Genomic DNA, 21525 nt, shown 5'->3' with positions numbered 1-21525 from the left:
GTGGGGAAACGTTTTGCCCTTATTACTGGAGCCAGCGGAGGAATCGGCAGGGAAATTGCTATAAAGCTTGCCGAGGAGAATTACTCACTTTATTTACATTATAACAGCAATGAAGAAGCGATACTTGAACTGATTGAAGAACTGAAGCCTCACCAAGTCGAACTTATTCCGGTACAAGCGGATTTGGCTGCACCGGATGGATACAAGAAATTGGCGGAAAATATTTTTGCCCTCCATGCAATCGTCCTTAATAGTGGCAATAGCTATTATGGGCTTATATCGGACATGGATGAGACAATCGTTAATGAAATGGTCCAGCTGCATGTAACGAGCCCTTTCCAATTAACAAAGGAACTGCTTCCAAAGCTTATGTACCAAGAACAGGCTGCCATTGTGGCGGTCACATCGATTTGGGGGCAGACAGGTGCATCTTGTGAAGTATTATATTCTATGGTGAAGGGCAGTCAAAATGCTTTTATCAAGGCGCTTAGCAAAGAAGTATCGCTTAATGGAATCCGGGTGAATGCCGTTGCCCCCGGTGCGATTTCCACTTCCATGCTCGAATCATTCAGTGCAGAAGATCTGGAGATCATCAAAGGCGATATCCCGATGGGGAGGATGGGGCATTCCAAAGAAGTCGCCGAGGCCGTATATTATTTGCTTTCCGACAAGTCGTCTTATATAACCGGGCAAATCTTAGGCGTAAATGGCGGATGGTACACATGATTTTTTTTAGACATGTATAATTTTCTCGGTTCCTTCACAAAATATCTATGTACTATTTTGAAGGAAAGGGTGACCATTCATGTCTGTACTGGACAATTGGGATCAATGGAAAAATTTCTTAGGCGACAGATTAAATCAAGGTGAACAACAAGGTTTGTCAGAAGGTGCTGTTAACAACTTGGCTTTCGAAATCGGTGATTACCTGGCTAATCAGGTTGAGCCCCAGAATGATCAAGAGAAAGTGCTTGCTGATCTTTGGTCGGTCGCAAACGATCAAGAAAAGCATGCCATGGCAAGCGTCATGGTCAGGTTAGTCGAGAACAATGCTTCGAAGTAAAATATCAATCCAAAAGGCCCTGTTATTAATTAACAGGGCCTTTTGGATTGAAGTGGATGACTATTTATCCCCTTATATAAAAATGAATATTTTTCTAGGGTTTTTCCTTTTAACTTATCACGAAATGCTATATTATAGAAGCTAGACAATTAATATTAAAGTGTTCAGACCTTGAAAATTTACGATGGATAAGTTTTTTGCCCCTGAGTAGGGTAAAAACTTTTAGGCTTAAGGAGTGTTATCGTGGATAATAAAGAATGGTATTTTGAATATGAAATTCAAGTCAACCGTCCTGGTTTATTAGGGGATATTTCATCCCTTCTGGGTATGCTTTCCATTAATATCATCACCATCAACGGGGTCGATGAAGGCAGGCGTGGTTTACTTTTGTTGGCGAAAGACAGCCGTAATATAGAAAGATTCGAGTCAATCCTCCGTACGATGGATACGATTAAGGTCATTAAGCTTAGGGAACCTAAATTGCGTGATCGCCTCGCAGTCAGGCATGGACGTTATATTCAACGCGATGCCGATGAGAAAAACACCTTTAGGTTTGTTCGTGATGAACTAGGCTTGCTTGTCGATTTCCTGGCCGAGCTATTTAAACAGGAAGGTCATAAATTAATTGGGATACGAGGGATGCCCCGTGTCGGGAAAACTGAATCTATCGTAGCCTCGAGTGTATGTGCTAACAAAAGATGGTTGTTTGTGTCATCGACCCTTTTAAAGCAGACTATCCGCAGTCAGCTTATTGAGGATGAATATAATAATGATAATTTGTTCATTTTAGATGGAATTGTTTCCACTCGCCGTGCAAATGAGCGTCATTGGCAGTTAATCCGCGAAATAATGAGGCTTGATGCTGTCAAAGTAATCGAACATCCGGATGTTTTTGTCCAAAATACGGAGTATACCCTCGAAGACTTTGATTATATTATTGAATTGCGAAACAATCCTGAAGAAGAAATAACATATGAAGTTGTCGACCAAAAAGACCAGTTTTCAGGGTCCGATTTTGGTTCCTTTGACTTTTAAAATGGCAGGTGTTTTATTTGACTGAGTTAGGTAATCGATTAAAGGAAGCTAGGGAAGCCAAAGGTCTTAGCTTAGAAGATTTGCAGGAATTAACAAAGATTCAAAAGCGTTACCTCATTGGCATTGAAGAGGGAAATTACAGTATGATGCCTGGAAAGTTTTATGTACGGGCATTCATAAAGCAATATTGTGAAGCGGTCGGACTGGATTCAGAAGAGATTTTCGAACAATATAAGAGTGAAATACCATCGATCTATAGCGAGGAATTGCCAGAACAGCTTTCAAGGGTCCAATCCAGAAAAACGATACCGGCAGGGAATTCGAAGGTTGTAGAAATGTTACCGAAGATCTTGGCTGTCGTCTTAGTAATTGGTGCGGCCGTATTGATTTGGGTGCTGGTATCGAACTATATGAGTAACCCGGATAATGATGATAAAAAGAACGCTAAAGAGAATGCAGCCGTGGGCTACAATAAAAGTGATGGGTTTAACGAAGAAAAAGAGAATGCAGACCAAAAACAGAATGAAGAAAAATCGGATTCATCTGATGAGAAGAATGAAGATGATGCAGTTGTCAAGGATGAAAAGAAAGAGCAAAAACTTGCCGTCACCAGTTCCAGCGGTAAAAATAGTACGTATGAATTAAAAAATACCGATACCTTTAAATTAAAGGTGACCTCCAAAGGCTCACCATGGGTAGGCATAAAAAATGGTGAAGGTAAATTACTTTTCCAGGGCACTATCGACAAGGACAATAGCCAGGAAATTGATTTCACCAATGAGAAAGAAGCTGTCATCAATATAGGCAGAGCATATGAAACTGAGATTTATGTGAATGATGAGAAGCTGGAGTATTCCATTTCACCGACTGAAGTGAATACGCAATTGGTTACGATACAATTTACGAAAGCCGAATAGTCATCTTATAGATGACTATTTTTGCTCTATATAATAGTAAGGCGGCGGGAAATGGTTTACCCGGCATATAAGATTGGATTTTGAGTTAAATTATACATACAAGCATTATTTCAGATCTAAGACGCATTGCCCAAATGGCAGGCGTAAATTTTGGAGGTAAAAGTTTTGAATCTGCCTAATAAGATTACAGTAGCAAGAATCTGTTTAATTCCAGTATTTTTAATCATCATGCTCGTTCCTTTTTCATGGGGGACGCTAACTTGGGGAGAATACAGTTTGCCAGTGGCACACCTGGCTGGAGCCATCCTCTTTATTATCGCTTCCACTACGGATTGGATCGATGGCCATTTTGCAAGAAAATATAATATGATTACTGATTTAGGGAAATTTTTAGATCCATTGGCTGATAAACTTCTGGTTTCGGCTGCCTTAATCGTTTTGGTTGATCTAGATTTAATGTACGGTCAATCTTGGATAGCCATCGTGATCATAAGTCGCGAGTTTGCAGTCACTGGATTGCGTTTGGTGTTAGCCGGTACAGGGGAAGTGGTAGCAGCGAACCAGCTTGGAAAAATTAAAACATGGGCACAAATTGTTTCTATTTCGGCTTTATTGCTGCATAACCTTCCATTTGCCCTCATTTCACTTCCTTTTGCTAATATCGCATTATGGATTGCATTAATCTTTACAATCTGGTCAGGTTTGGATTATTTTATAAAAAACAAAGAAGTATTTGTTAATTCAAAGTAAAACGAATGGTGGTTTTGAAAAGATGGATGCAGAAATCATTGCAGTGGGCTCAGAGCTTCTTTTAGGACAAATCAATAACACTAATGGAAGATTCTTATCGCAGCAGTTTGCGGAAATGGGGATCAACGTTTTTTACCATACTGTGGTCGGGGATAACGACCGCCGTTTACAACAAGCTATAGAAATCGCTGAATCAAGGGCGAACTTGATTGTCTTTACCGGTGGACTTGGTCCTACCAAAGATGATTTGACTAAAGAAACGATTGCTCGCCATATAGGGAAAAAGCTCGTTTTTAATGATGAAGCTTTGCAATCCATTGAAGCTTACTTCCAAAAACGGGAACGTCCGATGACGGAAAACAACAAAAAGCAGGCCCTTGTCTTAGAAGGCAGTGAAGTGTTGGCAAACGATCATGGGATGGCACCGGGAATGGTCTTGTCCAAATCTGGGATTACATATATGCTTCTACCTGGACCGCCAAGTGAAATGGAGCCGATGTTTTTAAGTTATGGTTATGAAAAGATCATGAATAAATTGGAAAAGCATGAACGGATCGATTCCAAGGTTCTTCGGTTCTACGGTATAGGTGAAGCCGAACTGGAAACGGTGATTGAAGATCTCCTTGTCAATCAAACGAATCCGACAATTGCCCCGCTGGCAGCCGAAGGGGAAGTGACGTTAAGGATCACCGCTAAAGACTCATCTAAAGAAACATGCGAAGAGCTTATATTGGAAGCGGAAAAAGAAATTCTTAGCAGGGTCGGCAAGTTCCATTATGGAAGTGATAATACTTCGCTAATAAAGGAACTTGTAAAAGAATTAACGGTCCGCAAGCTTTCAATTGCGGCAGCTGAAAGCTTGACCGGAGGGATGTTCCAAGAACAGCTGACAACCATCCCAGGCGCCGGTAAAGTCTTCAAAGGCGGAATTGTCTGCTATACGAATGATGCGAAGTCTAATGTCCTCGGCGTCAGTGATGATACCATTTCCGAGTATGGGGTGGTCAGCGGGGAGTGTGCTATGGAAATGGCCTCTAATGTCCGGAGCAAGCTCAATGCGGATGTAGGCATAAGCTTTACGGGAGTTGCAGGGCCGGATGAACAAGAAGGCAAGCCTGTAGGTACAGTATTTATTGGCATTTCCTATCGGGATGGAAACACTCATTTCAAGGAGTTGAATCTTTCAGGAAGCAGGGCGCAAAACCGTATTCGGAGTGTGAAGTACGGCTGTCATTACCTATTAAGGGATTTATAAACGCTAAGCAGAGCTTTTACAGCTCTGCTTTTTATTTGGTTTTAGAAGTTTGTTTCTTGAAAAATAGGGAAAAAAAGAAAAAAGTTAATTCAATGAAAATGTTTTTTTGGGGGAGTAAGTGAAAGGAAATGGAGGTTTCCTTAAGATAAAACGCGTTTTTACAAAGAATATCCCGAAAGAAAAAAACGAATGAATGTTCGACTTTTTGCTTGGCAAAATAGTAAAAAGAGTATATAGTAAAGATAGGTTTTGAGACAGGATACAAACCTTGATCTCAAATAATTGCTAACGTAAGTACACCTTTAATCGGACAGCCGATTATTTGAATATAGAGGAGGAAATTGAGTGAGTGATCGTCAAGCGGCTTTAGATATGGCGTTAAAACAAATTGAAAAACAATTTGGTAAAGGTTCCATTATGAAACTTGGGGAACAGTCTGATCGTAGGATTTCAACGATTTCAAGCGGTTCTTTAGCATTGGACGTAGCATTGGGAGTGGGCGGATATCCAAGAGGCCGGGTCATTGAGATATATGGACCTGAAAGCTCCGGTAAAACGACTGTTGCATTACATGCTATTGCAGAGGTACAAAAGACTGGCGGCACGGCTGCATTCATTGATGCCGAGCATGCCTTAGATCCAGCATATTCAGAAAAGCTTGGTGTGAATATCGATGAGTTACTGCTTTCACAGCCTGATACGGGTGAACAAGCCTTAGAGATCGCTGAAGCGTTAGTTCGAAGTGGAGCGGTGGATATCATTGTCATTGACTCGGTGGCAGCACTTGTTCCTAAAGCTGAAATCGAAGGCGAAATGGGAGATTCCCATATGGGTCTTCAAGCCCGGATGATGTCTCAGGCACTAAGAAAACTGTCTGGTGCCATCAATAAATCAAATACCATTGCCATTTTCATTAACCAAGTCCGTGAAAAAATCGGTGTTATGTTTGGGAATCCTGAAACGACCCCGGGAGGCCGGGCATTGAAGTTCTATTCAACTGTTCGTCTGGAAGTGCGCCGTGCGGAACAACTAAAACAAGGAAATGAAATTGTCGGTAATAAAACCAAAATCAAAGTTGTAAAAAACAAGGTTGCTCCACCATTCCGTCAAGCGGAAGTTGACATCATGTATGGTCAAGGGATTTCCCAGGAAGGTGAAATCATCGATATGGGTGCAGATCTTGATATCGTCCTTAAAAGCGGCTCGTGGTATTCATACAATGAAGAGCGTGTCGGACAAGGCCGCGAAAATGCGAAGCTGTTCTTGAAAGAAAATCAGGATATCGCTCAGGAAATTTCTCAGAAAATCAGAGATCACTATAATCTCGATGGAGAGCATGAATTACCGCCAGAAGAAAATGAACCAGAAGAGCATTTTGAATTGCTTGATTGATTAATGATATTTAGAAAAGGCCTAAGCTTGTTCGCTTAGGCCTTTTATGTATATTTTGAGAAAAGTGCGAAATTTTCAGCGGATTAAAGGGCATTGAAATCAGATTTACAGACTTCTTCCATAATGAATGCTGTAGATTATAATGGTTGATATTAAGAAAACTTGAATAATCATTGATACATAAGGGACAAACGCTTGACAATAAAAATTCTCAACTATACAATTAATATGTATATTTTACAATTTTTCAAACTAAAATTTTGAAAATTAAGTGCTGTATATTGAATTTATGTGCAATGTACTTGCCGACAGTTCAAATTTTATGTAAAAAGTTCATAGCAAGGGGAGGTGAAACGATGGAACCCATGACAATCATCTTCACTTTGCTTGGCCTAATCGTCGGTGCAGTTGTTGGTTATTTTATTCACAAATCAAAATTTGAGAGTAAAATAGCAGGGGCAAAGGGCTCTGCAGAACACATCCTTGAGGATGCAAAACGTGAAGCGGAAGCACTTAAGAAAGAAGCCTTGTTGGAAGCAAAAGATGAAATTCATAAAGTTCGTGCCGATTCGGATCGGGAAGCCCGTGAAAGAAGGAACGAATTACAAAAACAAGAAAATCGGTTATTGCAAAGAGAAGAGAATCTGGACCGCAAGGATGAAACGTTAGACAAACGTGAGAGCCTTTTGGAGAAAAAAGAAGATTCTCTAAACCAAAGACAACAGCATATTGAAGAGATGGAAAGCAAAGTGGACGAGACGGTTCGTAAGCAGCAAACAGAGCTTGAACGTGTTTCCGGTTTAACTCGTGAAGAAGCTAAAGCAATCATTATCGACCGAATGGAAAACGAGCTGGCTCACGATGTAGCGCTTATGATTAAAGAAAGTGATACCCGTGCCAAAGAAGAAGCTGATAAAAAAGCAAAAGAAGTCCTTTCTCTTGCCATTCAGCGTTGTGCGGCTGATCATGTTGCAGAAACCACCGTTTCTGTAGTAAATCTTCCAAACGATGAAATGAAAGGACGGATAATCGGACGTGAAGGACGAAATATCCGGACGTTAGAAACGCTAACAGGTATTGACCTTATTATTGATGATACTCCTGAAGCTGTCATTTTATCCGGATTCGATCCAATTAGACGGGAAACGGCACGCTTGGCTCTTGAGAAACTAGTTCAGGACGGACGGATCCATCCGGCTCGCATTGAAGAAATGGTTGACAAAGCAAGACGTGAGGTAGATGAACATATTCGTGAAATTGGTGAACAAACAACTTTTGAAGTTGGAGTTCACGGTCTCCATCCAGATCTCATCAAAATACTAGGACGTTTGAAGTTCCGTACCAGTTATGGGCAAAACGTACTTAAACATTCAATTGAGGTGGCCCAGCTTTCAGGTTTACTGGCCGCGGAGCTTGGTGAGGATGAAGTTCTTGCCCGCCGTGCAGGTTTATTGCATGATATTGGGAAAGCGATTGATCATGAAGTGGAAGGCAGTCATGTTGAAATTGGCGTTGAATTAGCAACCAAATATAAAGAGCATCCAACTGTCATTAACAGCATCGCTTCACATCATGGCGATACGGAACCAACTTCTATCATATCAGTGCTTGTGGCTGCCGCTGATGCATTATCAGCTGCAAGACCGGGAGCTAGAAGTGAAACGCTTGAAAATTACATTAGAAGACTTGAAAAACTTGAGGAAATTTCCGAATCCTATGATGGAGTGGAAAAATCTTTTGCGATTCAAGCCGGACGAGAAGTGCGGATTCTAGTGAAACCAGAACAAATCGATGATCTTTCGGCACATCGACTCGCTCGTGATATCCGGAAAAGGATTGAAGAAGAGCTCGATTACCCAGGTCATATAAAAGTCACGGTCATCCGTGAAACAAGAGCAGTCGAATACGCCAAATAATTGTAAAGGAAAGACGAAGTGGTGCAAACCACTTCGTCTTTTCTATTTTCGATTTTAGTCGTTAAGCGTAATTCTTATAATTACCCCAAATTATGTTACAATACATACTTGAATAATTCATATTATTAGGTGAATCTAGAAAGGATTTTACAATGAAATTGCTATTTATTGGAGATGTAGTGGGGTCTCCTGGTCGTGACATGATCCAAGAATACCTTCCTAAGTTAAAAGAAAAGTATCGTCCGCATATCACGGTCATCAATGGAGAGAATGCAGCAAGTGGCCGGGGAATTACAGAAAAGATTTACCGAAGTTTTTTAGAGTGGGGAGCGCAGGCGGTGACTATGGGAAACCATACATGGGATAATCGTGATATTTTCAATTTTATTGATGAAGCGAAATATCTCGTCCGTCCAGCTAACTTTCCAGACGGGGCACCTGGAGAAGGAATGAAATTTTTAAAATTGAACCATCATGATATAGCGATCATCAATTTGCAAGCGAGAACGTTCATGCCTGATTTGGATTGTCCGTTCAAAAAGGCGGAAGAACTCGTGGCGGAGGCTCGAAAAAAGACACCGATCATCTTTGTCGATTTTCATGGAGAAGCTACGAGTGAAAAACAAGCTATGGGGTGGTTCCTGGATGGGAAGGTTACAGCCGTTGTCGGTACACACACACACGTCCAGACAGCCGATAACCGTATATTACCTGCTGGCACCGCTTACATTTCAGATGTAGGCATGACAGGACCATATGATGGCATTCTTGGTATGGAAAGAGGGGCAGTCATCCATCGGTTCCTAACCAGTCTTCCTGTTCGTTTCGAAGTGCCAAAAGAGGGGCGGACCCTATTAAGTGGGGTTCTCCTAGAAATTGATGATAAAACCGGCAAGGCAATAAAAATAGAAAGAATACTGATTAACGAAGATCATCCATTCTATCAATGATTCGAACGGATGGACAGTCAAACTGTCCATCCGTTTTTCCATTCATTAATAAATGGTGGACAATCCCGGTTTTCTTTGTCATACAAGTTTTACTTGATGAATATAGTAGCAGTGGAAAGTGTTATAACTATTGAGCCAAGTTAGAATCGGCAGGGAAAACAAGGAGGACTAGGAATGGAAATATTAAAAGTTTCAGCAAAATCTAATCCTAATTCTGTAGCAGGCGCACTAGCGGGAGTGCTCAGGGAAAGAGGAGCAGCCGAAATTCAAGCAATCGGTGCAGGTGCGTTAAATCAAGCCGTCAAGGCAGTAGCAATCGCGAGAGGGTTTGTCGCACCTAGTGGAGTCGACTTGATTTGTATTCCTGCCTTTACAGATATACTTATTGATGGCGAAGAGAGAACGGCAATAAAACTAATCATTGAACCAAGATAATTTCATGTTTGGGTGCCCTGTTTGTCGGAAGGCGAGCAGGCTCTTTTTTGTCCTGAAATCCAAATGACGAAATATCCATGTCCCTTTATAATGGAATATATAATCTTAAAAAAGATACAGGAAGGGGAATTACATTGGCGATTTTTGATGCACATTGTGATGTGCTGATGAAAATGTTCATCGATCCGGATATTTCTTTTACGAATAGTGATAAATTACATATAACAAAGCGGGGATTATTGGATGAAGGGGGAAAGGTCCAATGTTTTGCAATATATATTCCTGAAAAAGTCCACCCTGATATGAGGTTTCAAGCCGCTTTGGCGATGGTGGATATTTTTCATGAAAAGATTTTATCAGAGCCGGAAATGAAATTTATAAAGACCAAGGCAGACATCGAATCTTTAAAAGAAAAGGAAATAGGTGCAATGCTAACTTTGGAAGGGTGCGATTGCATTGGGAATGATTTGTTGAAACTGAAAACACTTATTCATCTTGGAGTGTCCTCTGTAGGTCTAACTTGGAATTACGCTAACTTGGTAGCGGATGGGGCATTAGAAACAAGAGGGGGCGGCTTGACAGGGTTTGGAACAGAGGTGGTAGCCCTATTGAATGAGAAGTCAATTTGGTGTGATTTATCCCATTTATCTGAAGCTGGATTTTGGGACACCCTAAAGTTGGCGGAATTCCCAATTGTCTCCCATTCGAATGCTTATCATCTTTGTCCGCATCCACGAAATTTAAAGGACGGGCAGATTAAAGCCCTTTTGCAGAAAAAGGGGGTGATCGGCGTAACCTTTGTCCCGCAATTTCTTTCAAATAGCGGTTCGGCTACGATAAAGGATATCTTGAAACATATAGAACATATATGCAGTTTGGGCGGGGAAGGACAAATTGGATTAGGGTCTGACTTCGATGGAATCGATCATATGGTAGAAAATTTAATGTCCTATAAGGATTATCATAACTTAATCAATGAACTGAACAGGCTTTATTCCAGTGAGTTTGTAAAAGGACTCCTTTTTGATAATTTCACCCGTAATTTTCCGCTTGAAAAGGTAATATCTTAAGTGATTTTCAATTCTTACTATATAGATATGAATAAATATTCTGAAAATATAAAAAATAAAAGCAAAAAGGTTGCAATTTAATGATTTAACCGATAGAATTGAAAGCGTTTAGTACACCTTTCCTAAAATAGAACGATTAATTATACATAGTTGAATGTTCTGAAGAGAGGTGCGGTTAAATGCATTTATATACGAACGTCCTAAAGGAGTGTAAGACATGATCAATCAACTTTCATGGAAAGTTGGCGGACAACAAGGTGAAGGTATTGAAAGTACAGGAGAAATATTCTGTATTGCCCTCAATCGCTTAGGTTATTACTTGTATGGCTACCGTCATTTCTCATCCCGAATCAAGGGTGGACACACGAATAACAAAATTCGTGTAAGTACTACGGAAACTCGTGCTATCTCTGATGATTTAGACATCTTAGTTGCTTTTGACCAAGAAACAATTGACGTCAATTATAAAGAATTACATGAGGGTGGCATCATAATCGCAGATGCAAAATTCAAACCTGTCTGCCCAGAAGATACAAAGGCAGAATTATATATTGTTCCATTTACGGAAATAGCAGCCGAATTAGGAACATCATTAATGAAAAATATGGTGGCAATCGGCGCGACATGTGCTGTTCTAGGAATGGAAATTTCCGTATTCAACGATGTGGTTGATGAAATATTCGGCCGTAAAGGTGAAGAAATCGTTAAGAAGAATATGGATGCCATTACTGCTGGCTATAAGGCAATGGAAGTGTTGCTTGGAGAAAAACTGGGAGCAATGGAACTCGAAAAAGCAGATGGCCAAAAACGAATGTTCATGATTGGTAACGATGCCATCGCTTTAGGCGCAGTTGCAGGCGGTTGCCGCTTCATGGCAGCTTACCCGATTACTCCGGCTTCTGAAATTATGGAATACTTAATTAAAAAACTTCCTCAATTTGGTGGGACGGTCATACAAACTGAAGATGAAATCGCGGCGGCTACAATGGCAATCGGTGCAAACTATGGCGGTGTACGCGCCATCACAGCTTCAGCTGGACCTGGACTTTCCTTGAAAATGGAAGCGATTGGTTTAGCGGGCATTACCGAAACGCCAATTGTCATCGTCGATACTCAACGTGGCGGTCCATCTACGGGACTTCCTACAAAACAGGAGCAATCCGATTTAATGGCGATGATCTATGGTACACATGGTGAAATACCTAAAATCGTCATGGCTCCGAGTACTGTTGAGGAAGCTTTTTATGATACGGCAGAAGCATTCAACCTTGCAGAGGAATATCAATGTCCAGTTATCGTTTTATCCGACCTACAGCTATCATTAGGTAAACAAACGGTTCAGCCGCTTGATTATGGAAAAGTGGAGATAAGACGCGGAAAATTGGTTGACTTTGAAATTGAAGAGTCTGAAAACAAATCTTACTTCAAGCGTTATGAAGTAACGGAAGACGGAGTCTCACCACGTGTAGTGCCTGGTATGAAAAATGGAATTCACCATGTTACAGGTGTTGAACATGATGAAACGGGCAGACCTTCTGAGACGGCTTTGAATCGTAAATTGCAAATGGATAAACGGATGCGTAAGCTGAATAATTTAACTAACACATTCCAAACACCAGTATACAAAAACACACCGCATGAAGAAGCGGATTTATTAATTCTTGGCTTTAACTCAACACGCGGGACGATTGATGAAGCGATCGGCCGGTTAGAAACGGATGGAATGAAAGTGAATCATGCGCATATCCGTTTGATTCATCCTTTCCCAGCTGATGAAGTCCTATCATTGGTGCAAAGTGCTAAGAAAGTAGTAGTTATTGAAAATAATGCGACTGGACAATTGGCTAATATTATCAAGATGAATGTTGGACATGTTAATAAAATTAAAAGCATCCTAAAATATGATGGCAACCCATTCCTCCCGCATGAAATTCACACACAATGCAAGGAGATGTTCGAATATGGCAACGTTTAAAGAGTTTCGGAATGATGTAAAACCTAACTGGTGTCCTGGCTGCGGAGATTTCTCCGTTCAGGCAGCCATGCAGCGTGCGGCAGCCAATGTAGGATTGGAGCCGGAGAATTTGGCCGTTGTTTCCGGTATCGGCTGTTCAGGTCGTATATCGGGTTACATCAAGTCCTATGGTTTCCATGGCATCCATGGCCGCTCACTGCCAATTGCCCAAGGAGTAAAAATGGCCAACCGTGAATTGACCGTTATAGCTTCAGGCGGTGACGGAGATGGTTTTGCAATCGGGATGGGACACACCATCCATGCGATCCGCCGTAATATCGACATTACGTATATAGTCATGGATAACCAAATTTATGGATTGACAAAAGGCCAGACTTCTCCTAGGTCCGCTGCTGGATTTAAAACCAAATCCACACCAGAAGGATCAATAGAACAAGCTGTCTCACCTATGGAATTAGCATTGTCAGCTGGTGCTACGTTTGTCGCCCAAAGCTTTTCCACTGACTTGAAAGACCTGACGGCGATCATTGAAGCAGGGATAAACCATAAAGGGTTCTCCTTTATCAATGTTTTCTCTCCTTGCGTAACATATAATAAGATCAATACGTATGATTGGTTTAAACAAAACTTAACTAAATTGAACACGATAGAAGGCTATGATTCATCAAATAAAGAACAGGCCATGCAGACTTTGATGCAACATGACAGCCTTGTGACAGGGATTATTTATCAAGACTCTTCACGCCCTTCGTACCAGGAATTAGTGCCAGGGTATGCTGAAAAAGGGTTAAATAAATCAGAGCTGACACTGGATCAACAACACTTTGATAAGCTTGTTGCTGAATTTATGTAAAAGAAAAGGTTCCCCCAATGGATGGGGGAACCTTTTTTATGGTTAATTATTAGGCTCTCCAGTAGATATGCCACATGCTAGAAGGCTTACGACTGGCTTAGCTTAACAACCGTTATGGCATCCGCCGAAGGTACGGTTAAAAACGGCAACCGCAACCCCCACCGAAACCGCCACCAAAACCGAAGCAACAACGATTCCTTCTTCTACAACAACATCGTTCATTGTGACGATCACAGTCGCGATCGCGATCGCGGTCACGGTCACGATCACGGTCACGATCGCGTCTATCACAGCGTCTCACTCGACGACAGAAATCGTCTTCGTTCCTTTCATGGTGATGGTGGTCACGATTATGATTATCAGAACATGACATATAAGTCACTCCTTAAATTATTTTTGTTGTACGAGATATCTTATTCAAGAGCGGACAGGATGCTATGGGAATATGACCTTGTTAGGGAAAATGTACGATAGCCCTAACATTATGTTTAGTCATTAAAGGTAAAGGCAAAATGGCACGTACATTAGGGATACTGGTATTTTTTCAGTCTGTTTTTCATACATTTAATATATTCAGGAAAATGTAGCCCTATTTCAGGGGGAATGTACATGTTGAGAGGTAAAATGAATGCCGTCGTCAAACACCACCGAGGTTATGGGGCACAATTACAAGTTGTCGATATACCGGATATTCGTGATGACGAGGTCTTGATTCAGGTGAAAATGACCTCGATCTGCGGAACGGATATTCATATTTTCACCTGGGATGAATGGTCGCAGGGAAGAGTGAATCCACCATATGTATTTGGGCATGAATTTGCCGGAGAAGTGATTGAGGTAGGGGGGAATGTGAGTAATGTTTCAGTCGGTGATTACGTTTCCGCCGAAACCCATATCGTGTGCGGTACATGCCGGCAATGTTTAATGGGACAGTTACACATTTGTAAAAATACAAACATTATTGGTCTCGATACACAGGGATGCTTTGCTGAATATGTAGCTTTGCCAGCTAAGAACCTTTGGAAAAATTCGATTGACATGCCACTTGAGATAGCTACGATCCAAGAACCGATGGGAAATGCAGTCCATTCTGTGCTTGCTGGTGAAGTGCTTGGAAAAACGGTGGCTATCATCGGCTGCGGGCCGATTGGGCTTATGGCTGTGGCTGTAGCAAAGGCGGCCGGTGCAGATAAAGTTATCGCTCTTGATGTTAATGATTATCGACTTCAGCTTGCAAAAAAGATGGGTGCTACAGACCTCATTCATTCAATTAAACAGGATCCATTGGAAATCACGAAAGGCCTCACAAGTGCGGATGGGGTGGATGTTGTTTGCGAAATGAGCGGTAATCCTGCAGCTATCCAACAAGGGTTTAAGATGGCGACAAATGGTGGAAGAATATCAATACTAAGTTTGCCTTCTAAGCCCGTCACGCTTAATATAACGGAGGATATTGTATTTAAGGGCCTTACTGTCCAAGGGATAACCGGGAGGAAGATGTTTTCAACCTGGCAACAGGTTTCAAGTCTGCTTGAAAGTGGCAAGGTTGATGTAAAACCAATGATTACCCACCGTTTTTCACTAAGCGATTTTGAAAAGGGATTTGAACTGATGATCAAAGGTCAGTGTGGTAAGGTTCTTCTGATACCTTAAAGAGTGAGAAGGTTTACGAGTAAAGTGCCCAAATTCACGAGTAAAGTGCCCAAACTCACGAGTAAAACGCCCAAACTCACGAGTAAAGTGCCCAAATTCACGAGTGAAGCGCCCAAACTCACGAGTAAAGCGCAAATTCACGAGTAAAGCGCCCAAACTCACGAGTACGCCCAAACTCACGAGTAAAGCGCAAATTCACGAGTAAAGTGCCCAAACTCACGAGTAAATCGCTCAAATTCACGAGTAAAGTGCCCAAATTCACGAGTAAATTGCATGGTCTGCATTTGAAATAGCTGTGAAGGAATAGTATTATCCTATCATTTAATAAGAAGGGGCTAAGTTCGTTAGAATATGCGAATCAGGCCTCTTTTTTTATGTTCACAATTACCGTATTTGTGAAAAATTTCTTACACTCGAAGAAGCCACGACAGAATGATTGTTTCTTGCTGTTAAAAGCTTTATACTATAATAATGTGGATATATCACACTTAATAGCTAACATTTACTGGGAATTCTTAAAAAGCAAACCGTATAAAACCATTTGAAGATAGGTCTTGAAATAGTTGGTGAAAGAAATAAACTAACTATTTTGAAAGGAGATTAACTATGAACGAGAAACAACGATTAGAATCACAACAAGTACAGGCTGAGAATCCAGCGGACAAAAAATCCGAAAAGGACTTCAGCAAGTACTTTCAAGCCGTTTATATTCCGCCTTCCTTAAAAGATGCGAAAAAGCGAGGAAAAGAAGAAGTAGAATATCATGATGACTTTGCAATTCCTGAAGGTTTCCGTGGAATGGGAGAAGGTAAAAAGTTTTACATTCGTACTTATGGCTGTCAAATGAACGAACATGATACAGAAGTCATGGCGGGCATCTTTATGGCACTTGGTTATCAGTCGACAGACACGGTGGATGATGCTAACGTCATTTTACTTAACACTTGTGCGATTCGGGAAAACGCAGAGAATAAAGTGTTTGGTGAATTGGGGCATTTAAAATCATTGAAATTGGAAAAGCCGGATCTATTGCTTGGGGTTTGCGGTTGTATGTCACAAGAGGAGTCAGTTGTAAAGCGGATTCTAGAGAAGCACCATTTTGTGGATATGATTTTCGGAACGCATAATATCCACCGGCTGCCGCAAATTCTTAATGAAGCTTATCTTTCCAAGGAAATGGTCATTGAGGTTTGGTCCAAAGAAGGTGATGTAATCGAGAACCTTCCGAAAGTGCGTAAAGGAAAAACGAAGGCGTGGGTCAATATCATGTATGGCTGCGATAAGTTTTGTACTTACTGCATCGTACCTTACACAAGGGGGAAAGAAAGAAGCCGCAGGCCTGAAGATATCATCCAAGAAGTCCGTCATTTAGCGGCACAGGGTTACAAGGAAATAACCCTGCTTGGGCAGAATGTGAATGCTTACGGTAAAGATTTTACGGATATCGAATATCGTTTCGGCGATTTGATGGATGAAATCCGTAAAATCGATATTCCGCGTATTCGTTTTACGACAAGCCATCCCCGTGATTTTGATGATCACTTGATTGAAGTACTGGCTAAAGGCGGCAATCTCGTTGACCATATCCATCTTCCAGTTCAATCGGGAAGTACGGACACACTTAAAATCATGGCCCGTAAATATACACGCGAACAATATTTAGAGCTAGTAAAAAAGATCAAGGAAGCTATCCCAAGTGCATCGCTAACCACTGACATCATTGTAGGCTATCCGAATGAAACGGAAGAGCACTTTGAAGAAACAATGTCTTTATACCGTGAAGTTGGTTTCGATGCTGCATATACTTACATCTATTCACCACGTGAAGGAACACCGGCTGCTAAAATGCAGGATAATGTACCGATGGAAGTGAAAAAGGAACGTCTGCAACGCTTGAATGCCCTTGTAAATGAAACGTGCGCATTGAAAATGAAAGAGTATGATGGACAGATTGTTGAAGTGCTCGTTGAAGGCGAAAGCAAGAAGAATGCGGAAGTATTAGCAGGTTATACAACGAAAAATAAGCTCGTGAACTTCAAAGGACCAAAATCCGCTATTGGCCAAATCGTAAAAGTGAAAATCACCGGAACGAAAACATGGTCATTAAATGGGGATATGGTTGAAGAAGCAACGGCGATTGAGGTGGAGTAATATGACTAAATATACTAAAGATGACATTCTGAACAAAGCGGCCGAGCTTGCTGAAATGATCGCCAGCACGGAAGAAGTCGATTTCTTTAAAAGGGCAGAAGCTCACATCAATGAAAACCAAAAAATCCGTGAAATGATCGCCAGCATCAAGAGCTTGCAAAAACAGGCTGTAAACTTCCAGCATTACGGCAAAGAGAAAGCATACAGCCAAGTTCAGGCCAAAATTGATGCACTGGAAAAACAATTGGATGAACTTCCGATTGTGCAGGAATTCAAACAATCCCAAGTGGATGTAAATGATCTTTTACAAATGGTCTCATCACAAGTATCGAACAAGGTGACAGACCTGATCATTGAATCGACCGAAGGAGACGTCCTTCGCGGTGAGACAGGTTCACAGGTACAAGCAGGCGGCGGAAGCTGTTCATGAATATTAAAAAGCCCTTCTGATTTCAGAAGGGCTTTTTATATATGCGGAAATCCTTATACAGTGCCCATTCGTGACACATATCCCAAAACTTGCGCATAAAATAACCTAGGTTTAAAACATTACAGCAGTTTTCAAACAATTAAAATTCTACGCACACTAGACTTTTACCACGCATAGGATGAATGGAAACTGTATGAGGAGGGTTCGCTAGCATGTCACAATATAGAGAGATAATTACTAAAGCGGTGGTGGCAAAAGGACGTAAGTTCACAAAGTCCTCTCACACCATTTGCCCGGCTCATCATCCTTCTAGCATTCTAGGTTGTTGGATCATCAACCATAAATACGATGCAAAGAAAGTCGGCAAAAAGGTAGAAATTCACGGCAGCTACGAAATCAACGTCTGGTATTCTTATAACCATAATTCGAAGACGGAAGTTGTAACTGAAAAAGTGCAATATACCGACGTTATTTCGCTGAAATACCGTGATCCCGATTGTCTTGATGACCATGAAATCGTTGCAAAAGCTGTCCAACAGCCGAATTGTTTAGAAGCTTGCATCTCCCCATGTGGACAAAAAATCATTGTCCATGTGGAAAGGGAATTCTTTGTGGAAGTCGTCGGCGAAACGAAAATTTGTGTCGCTGTTAGTCCAGATGGCCGCTGTGAGGATGACTGGGGCTCTGATTTCGATGATGAGGATTTCGAAGATTTAGATCCGGATTTCCTTGATGAATTCGAAGACGAATAGAATATAGAAATTATACCGGATGACATTCCCTTCATCCGGTTTTATTTAATTTGAAGCGGGACAAGTCCATTGCAGGGTCTGGCCATGATTAAAAATAGGGGTGGAATGTTACTATATCCGTGCGTAGGGCTATGCATAGGCAGCTCAAAAAAAGTTTGAATTTCAAAGGATAATTGATTTACCATGCAATTTCGAATACAGGCAATGTTGCTTTCCCGTATGTTATAATGAAGGACATAAATGTGTAATAGATTTTAGTTTGGAAAGGTTTTGAAGGAATGGCTGGATATACTCCGATGATACAGCAATATTTAAAAATTAAGGCAGAGTATCAGGATGCCTTTTTATTTTTTCGTTTAGGCGATTTTTATGAAATGTTTTTTGACGATGCACTGAATGCATCACAAGAGCTCGAAATCACATTAACGAGCCGAGAAGGCGGTAGTGAAGAGCGAATTCCGATGTGCGGCATTCCGTATCACTCGGCAGCTAATTATATTGATATATTGATAGAAAAAGGTTTTAAAGTAGCTATTTGTGAACAAACCGAAGATCCGAAGCAAGCCAAAGGTGTGGTACGCAGGGAAGTTGTCCAGCTGATTACTCCGGGAACGAAAATGGATAGTAAGGGTCTACGTGAAAAGGAAAATAATTATATTGCCACCATCACTCATTTCACGGATGGGCAGTTTGGCTTTGGATACAATGATTTATCGACAGGGGAAAATAAGGTCACTTTGATTGAGAGTTTCGAGGAAGTCCTGAATGAATTTGCCATCCTTGGTGCGAGTGAAGTGGTCATTGCCGAGGATTTCAATGAAGAATGGAAAAAAAGGCTGCAAGAACGGGGCGCTGCCGCTCTATCACTAGAGAATAATTTGGTTCAAAGCGAGTCATTCGTTGCATTGCTTCATCTGTTAAAAGACCAGAATCTGGCGACAACGACCTCACGTTTATTGAATTATCTTTACCGTACCCAAAAACGCAGCCTGGATCATTTACAGCCAGTTCTTGCATATGAAACATCACAATATATGAAAATTGATTATTATAGCAAACGCAATTTGGAATTAACTGAAACCATTCGCTCCAAAGGAAAAAAAGGCTCATTATTATGGCTGCTTGATGAAACGAAAACGGCCATGGGCGGAAGGATGTTGAAACAATGGATTGATAGGCCGCTCATTAATAAAAAACAGATCGAGCGGAGACAAAGCCTTGTTGAAACCCTGAAAAATCAATACTTCGAACGGCAGGACTTACGTGAACGCCTGAAGGAAGTGTACGACTTGGAGCGGCTTGCCGGAAGGGTGGCCTTCGGGAATGTAAACGCTCGGGACTTGATTCAACTGAAACGTTCATTACAGCAGGTGCCGATCATTCGTGAAATCGTGAAGTCAATGGCTTCCAATCAGGATATTTCAATTTTGGCCGATAAATTGGATCCTTGCGAAGAAGTGACGGATTTGCTTGAAACGGCGCTTGTAGAAAACCCGCCATTGTCCGTGAAGGAAGGGAATATCATTCAGGATGGTTTCCATAAGGAGCTGGATACATACAGGGATGCCAGCAGAAACGGGAAAACTTGGATTGCGCAGCTTGAACGCGAAGAGCGGGAACGGACCGGGATCAAATCTTTGAAAATCGGATATAATCGTGTATTTGGCTATTACATTGAAGTCACACGAGCCAATTTGCATCTGCTTGAAGAAGGCCGGTATGAACGGAAGCAAACCTTAACGAATGCCGAACGTTATATCACACCTGAATTGAAAGAAAAGGAAGCTTTGATTTTACAAGCAGAAGAAAAAAGCATCAGTTTGGAGTATGACCTATTCCTCAATCTTCGTGAAGAGGTCAAAAGCTATATCCCGCGCTTACAGGATTTAGCGAAAGGCGTCAGTGAACTGGATGTCCTGCAGTGCTTTGCAACGATTAGCGAAGAACGCCATTATGTGAAGCCAGTCTTTTCTGATGATCGAAGAATCGTACTGAAGGAAGGCCGGCATCCAGTGGTCGAGAAAGTCCTTCAATCACAGGAGTATGTCCCCAATGACTGCTTTATGGATGGAGACAGGGAGTTACTCTTGATTACAGGACCCAATATGTCGGGTAAAAGTACGTATATGCGTCAAATTGCGCTAACATCGATTCTAGCGCAAATTGGATGCTTCGTATCCGCAAGTATAGCTGAATTGCCTATTTTTGATAAGGTGTTTACTAGGATTGGCGCGGCAGATGATTTGATTTCCGGTCAAAGTACATTCATGGTAGAGATGCTTGAAGCAAGAAATGCCATCATGAATGCGACAGAAAACAGTTTGATATTATTTGATGAAATAGGGCGGGGAACATCAACATATGATGGGATGGCGCTTGCTCAGGCCATCATTGAATATATTCATGAGGAAATTGGGGCAAAGACTCTCTTTTCGACTCATTATCACGAATTGACTGTATTGGCGGCGGAACTGCCAAAATTGAAAAATATCCATGTCAGTGCCATTGAGCAAAATGGAAATGTCGTTTTCCTTCATAAAATTAAAGAAGGGCCAGCAGATAAAAGCTATGGAATCCATGTGGCTAAGCTAGCTGATTTACCTGAGCAGTTAATAGATCGGGCGGCTGCTATTTTAGCGCAGCTAGAAAATGAAAATGGACAGGCAAAGGAAATGCCTGAACAGCCTGCTGCCGCTGTAGAAGCACCTATTGCCGAAGCTGCCCCGGTAACATCCGTCAATGAGGCACAGCTTTCCTTCTTTGGGGAAGAGGCTCCTAAAGGAAGAGTGAATTCTTCACCTAAGGAAAAAAAGGTGCTGGATGACATAAAATCACTGGATATCCTTGAAATGACGCCGCTTGAGGCAATGAATACCCTTTATAAATTACAAAAGAAACTTAAATGAGAATTAAAGCGAGGCGATAAAA

21 protein-coding genes are annotated in these 21525 nt (G+C 41.4%); 18 read left to right on the top strand and 3 right to left on the bottom strand.

Annotated elements, in window-relative coordinates:
* From ymfI to J7J00_RS09500, 13 genes are all read left to right on the top strand, one after another.
* Window positions 1-726 (top strand): elongation factor P 5-aminopentanone reductase, encoded by a 726-nt coding sequence (gene ymfI, locus J7J00_RS09560; protein ID WP_098370969.1) that lies wholly within the window; start codon window positions 1-3, stop codon window positions 724-726.
* 79 nt (window positions 727-805) lie between these two features.
* Window positions 806-1063 carry a DUF3243 domain-containing protein gene (locus tag J7J00_RS09555; RefSeq protein ID WP_214790187.1) on the top strand — a complete coding sequence of 86 codons (258 nt, stop codon included), beginning with the start codon at window positions 806-808 and terminating at the stop codon, window positions 1061-1063.
* A gap of 243 nt (window positions 1064-1306) precedes the next feature.
* Window positions 1307-2098: a DUF3388 domain-containing protein gene (locus tag J7J00_RS09550; protein ID WP_034313530.1), complete on the top strand. Its 792-nt coding sequence runs from the start codon at window positions 1307-1309 to the stop codon at window positions 2096-2098.
* Between the two features lie 17 nt (window positions 2099-2115).
* Window positions 2116-3015 (top strand): helix-turn-helix domain-containing protein, encoded by a 900-nt coding sequence (locus tag J7J00_RS09545; RefSeq protein ID WP_214790185.1) that lies wholly within the window; start codon window positions 2116-2118, stop codon window positions 3013-3015.
* Between the two features lie 165 nt (window positions 3016-3180).
* Window positions 3181-3765, top strand: coding sequence for a CDP-diacylglycerol--glycerol-3-phosphate 3-phosphatidyltransferase (gene pgsA, locus J7J00_RS09540; protein WP_034313524.1), 585 nt, complete (start codon window positions 3181-3183; stop codon window positions 3763-3765).
* A gap of 22 nt (window positions 3766-3787) precedes the next feature.
* A complete protein-coding gene (locus J7J00_RS09535; RefSeq protein WP_214790183.1) occupies window positions 3788-5020 on the top strand; it encodes a competence/damage-inducible protein A in 1233 nt (410 codons plus the stop codon).
* A gap of 345 nt (window positions 5021-5365) precedes the next feature.
* Window positions 5366-6412 (top strand): recombinase RecA, encoded by a 1047-nt coding sequence (gene recA / locus J7J00_RS09530; RefSeq protein ID WP_207437422.1) that lies wholly within the window; start codon window positions 5366-5368, stop codon window positions 6410-6412.
* Window positions 6413-6768: 356 nt separating this feature from the next.
* Complete coding sequence (gene rny / locus J7J00_RS09525) at window positions 6769-8328, top strand: ribonuclease Y (protein WP_063231807.1); 1560 nt, start codon at window positions 6769-6771, stop codon at window positions 8326-8328.
* 152 nt (window positions 8329-8480) lie between these two features.
* Window positions 8481-9278: a TIGR00282 family metallophosphoesterase gene (locus J7J00_RS09520; protein WP_214790181.1), complete on the top strand. Its 798-nt coding sequence runs from the start codon at window positions 8481-8483 to the stop codon at window positions 9276-9278.
* A 174-nt stretch (window positions 9279-9452) separates the two neighbouring features.
* Window positions 9453-9713: a stage V sporulation protein SpoVS gene (gene spoVS, locus J7J00_RS09515; protein ID WP_029281188.1), complete on the top strand. Its 261-nt coding sequence runs from the start codon at window positions 9453-9455 to the stop codon at window positions 9711-9713.
* A 134-nt stretch (window positions 9714-9847) separates the two neighbouring features.
* Window positions 9848-10783, top strand: a complete 936-nt coding sequence (locus tag J7J00_RS09510) for a dipeptidase (RefSeq protein ID WP_286201269.1) — start codon at window positions 9848-9850, stop codon at window positions 10781-10783.
* Window positions 10784-11000: 217 nt separating this feature from the next.
* On the top strand, window positions 11001-12758 hold the full coding sequence (locus J7J00_RS09505) for a 2-oxoacid:acceptor oxidoreductase subunit alpha (RefSeq protein ID WP_076366399.1): 1758 nt from the start codon (window positions 11001-11003) through the stop codon (window positions 12756-12758).
* Window positions 12745-13611: a 2-oxoacid:ferredoxin oxidoreductase subunit beta gene (locus tag J7J00_RS09500; protein ID WP_214790177.1), complete on the top strand. Its 867-nt coding sequence runs from the start codon at window positions 12745-12747 to the stop codon at window positions 13609-13611. The genes J7J00_RS09505 and J7J00_RS09500 overlap by 14 nt, the downstream gene beginning before the upstream one ends.
* Window positions 13612-13713: 102 nt before the next feature.
* On the opposite strand, the gene J7J00_RS09495 is transcribed toward J7J00_RS09500, so the two are convergent.
* Window positions 13714-13902 carry a hypothetical protein gene (locus tag J7J00_RS09495; protein ID WP_214790175.1) on the bottom strand — a complete coding sequence of 63 codons (189 nt, stop codon included), beginning with the start codon at window positions 13900-13902 and terminating at the stop codon, window positions 13714-13716.
* Between the two features lie 321 nt (window positions 13903-14223).
* Here J7J00_RS09495 and tdh point away from each other — a divergent pair, with 321 nt between their 5' ends.
* On the top strand, window positions 14224-15264 hold the full coding sequence (gene tdh, locus J7J00_RS09490) for an L-threonine 3-dehydrogenase (protein WP_396020530.1): 1041 nt from the start codon (window positions 14224-14226) through the stop codon (window positions 15262-15264).
* On the opposite strand, the gene J7J00_RS27985 is transcribed toward tdh, so the two are convergent.
* Window positions 15261-15386 (bottom strand): hypothetical protein, encoded by a 126-nt coding sequence (locus J7J00_RS27985; protein ID WP_286201268.1) that lies wholly within the window; start codon window positions 15384-15386, stop codon window positions 15261-15263. The genes tdh and J7J00_RS27985 overlap by 4 nt on opposite strands.
* Window positions 15383-15526 (bottom strand): hypothetical protein, encoded by a 144-nt coding sequence (locus tag J7J00_RS09485; protein ID WP_214790171.1) that lies wholly within the window; start codon window positions 15524-15526, stop codon window positions 15383-15385. The genes J7J00_RS27985 and J7J00_RS09485 overlap by 4 nt, the downstream gene beginning before the upstream one ends.
* A 344-nt stretch (window positions 15527-15870) precedes the next feature.
* Here J7J00_RS09485 and miaB point away from each other — a divergent pair, with 344 nt between their 5' ends.
* From miaB to mutS, 4 genes are all read left to right on the top strand, one after another.
* Window positions 15871-17415: a tRNA (N6-isopentenyl adenosine(37)-C2)-methylthiotransferase MiaB gene (gene miaB, locus J7J00_RS09480; RefSeq protein ID WP_214790169.1), complete on the top strand. Its 1545-nt coding sequence runs from the start codon at window positions 15871-15873 to the stop codon at window positions 17413-17415.
* Between the two features lies 1 nt (window position 17416).
* Window positions 17417-17845 (top strand): YlbF/YmcA family competence regulator, encoded by a 429-nt coding sequence (locus J7J00_RS09475; RefSeq protein WP_034313499.1) that lies wholly within the window; start codon window positions 17417-17419, stop codon window positions 17843-17845.
* A 212-nt stretch (window positions 17846-18057) separates the two neighbouring features.
* Window positions 18058-18597, top strand: coding sequence for an outer spore coat protein CotE (locus tag J7J00_RS09470; RefSeq protein WP_192204090.1), 540 nt, complete (start codon window positions 18058-18060; stop codon window positions 18595-18597).
* Between the two features lie 278 nt (window positions 18598-18875).
* Window positions 18876-21503 (top strand): DNA mismatch repair protein MutS, encoded by a 2628-nt coding sequence (mutS, locus tag J7J00_RS09465; RefSeq protein WP_214790167.1) that lies wholly within the window; start codon window positions 18876-18878, stop codon window positions 21501-21503.
* Window positions 21504-21525 lie beyond the last annotated feature (22 nt).

This window comes from Bacillus sp. ISL-4, assembly GCF_018613275.1.
Taxonomy (GTDB): domain Bacteria; phylum Bacillota; class Bacilli; order Bacillales; family DSM-1321; genus Peribacillus; species Peribacillus simplex_E.
The sequence above is the reverse complement of the archived record's forward strand: the minus strand, read 5'-3'. Positions and strand labels throughout refer to the sequence as shown.

Bases quoted from the DNA above. Each gene is read 5' to 3' on its own strand.
- miaB (WP_214790169.1), top strand. From the start codon at position 15,871: ATGAACGAGAAACAACGATTAGAATCACAACAAGTACAGGCTGAGAAT.
- rny (WP_063231807.1), top strand. From the start codon at position 6,769: ATGGAACCCATGACAATCATCTTCACTTTGCTTGGCCTAATCGTCGGT.
- J7J00_RS09500 (WP_214790177.1), top strand. From the start codon at position 12,745: ATGGCAACGTTTAAAGAGTTTCGGAATGATGTAAAACCTAACTGGTGT.
- spoVS (WP_029281188.1), top strand. From the start codon at position 9,453: ATGGAAATATTAAAAGTTTCAGCAAAATCTAATCCTAATTCTGTAGCA.
- J7J00_RS09555 (WP_214790187.1), top strand. From the start codon at position 806: ATGTCTGTACTGGACAATTGGGATCAATGGAAAAATTTCTTAGGCGAC.
- J7J00_RS09505 (WP_076366399.1), top strand. From the start codon at position 11,001: ATGATCAATCAACTTTCATGGAAAGTTGGCGGACAACAAGGTGAAGGT.
- J7J00_RS09520 (WP_214790181.1), top strand. From the start codon at position 8,481: ATGAAATTGCTATTTATTGGAGATGTAGTGGGGTCTCCTGGTCGTGAC.
- mutS (WP_214790167.1), top strand. From the start codon at position 18,876: ATGGCTGGATATACTCCGATGATACAGCAATATTTAAAAATTAAGGCA.
- J7J00_RS09470 (WP_192204090.1), top strand. From the start codon at position 18,058: ATGTCACAATATAGAGAGATAATTACTAAAGCGGTGGTGGCAAAAGGA.
- J7J00_RS09535 (WP_214790183.1), top strand. From the start codon at position 3,788: ATGGATGCAGAAATCATTGCAGTGGGCTCAGAGCTTCTTTTAGGACAA.
- J7J00_RS09475 (WP_034313499.1), top strand. From the start codon at position 17,417: ATGACTAAATATACTAAAGATGACATTCTGAACAAAGCGGCCGAGCTT.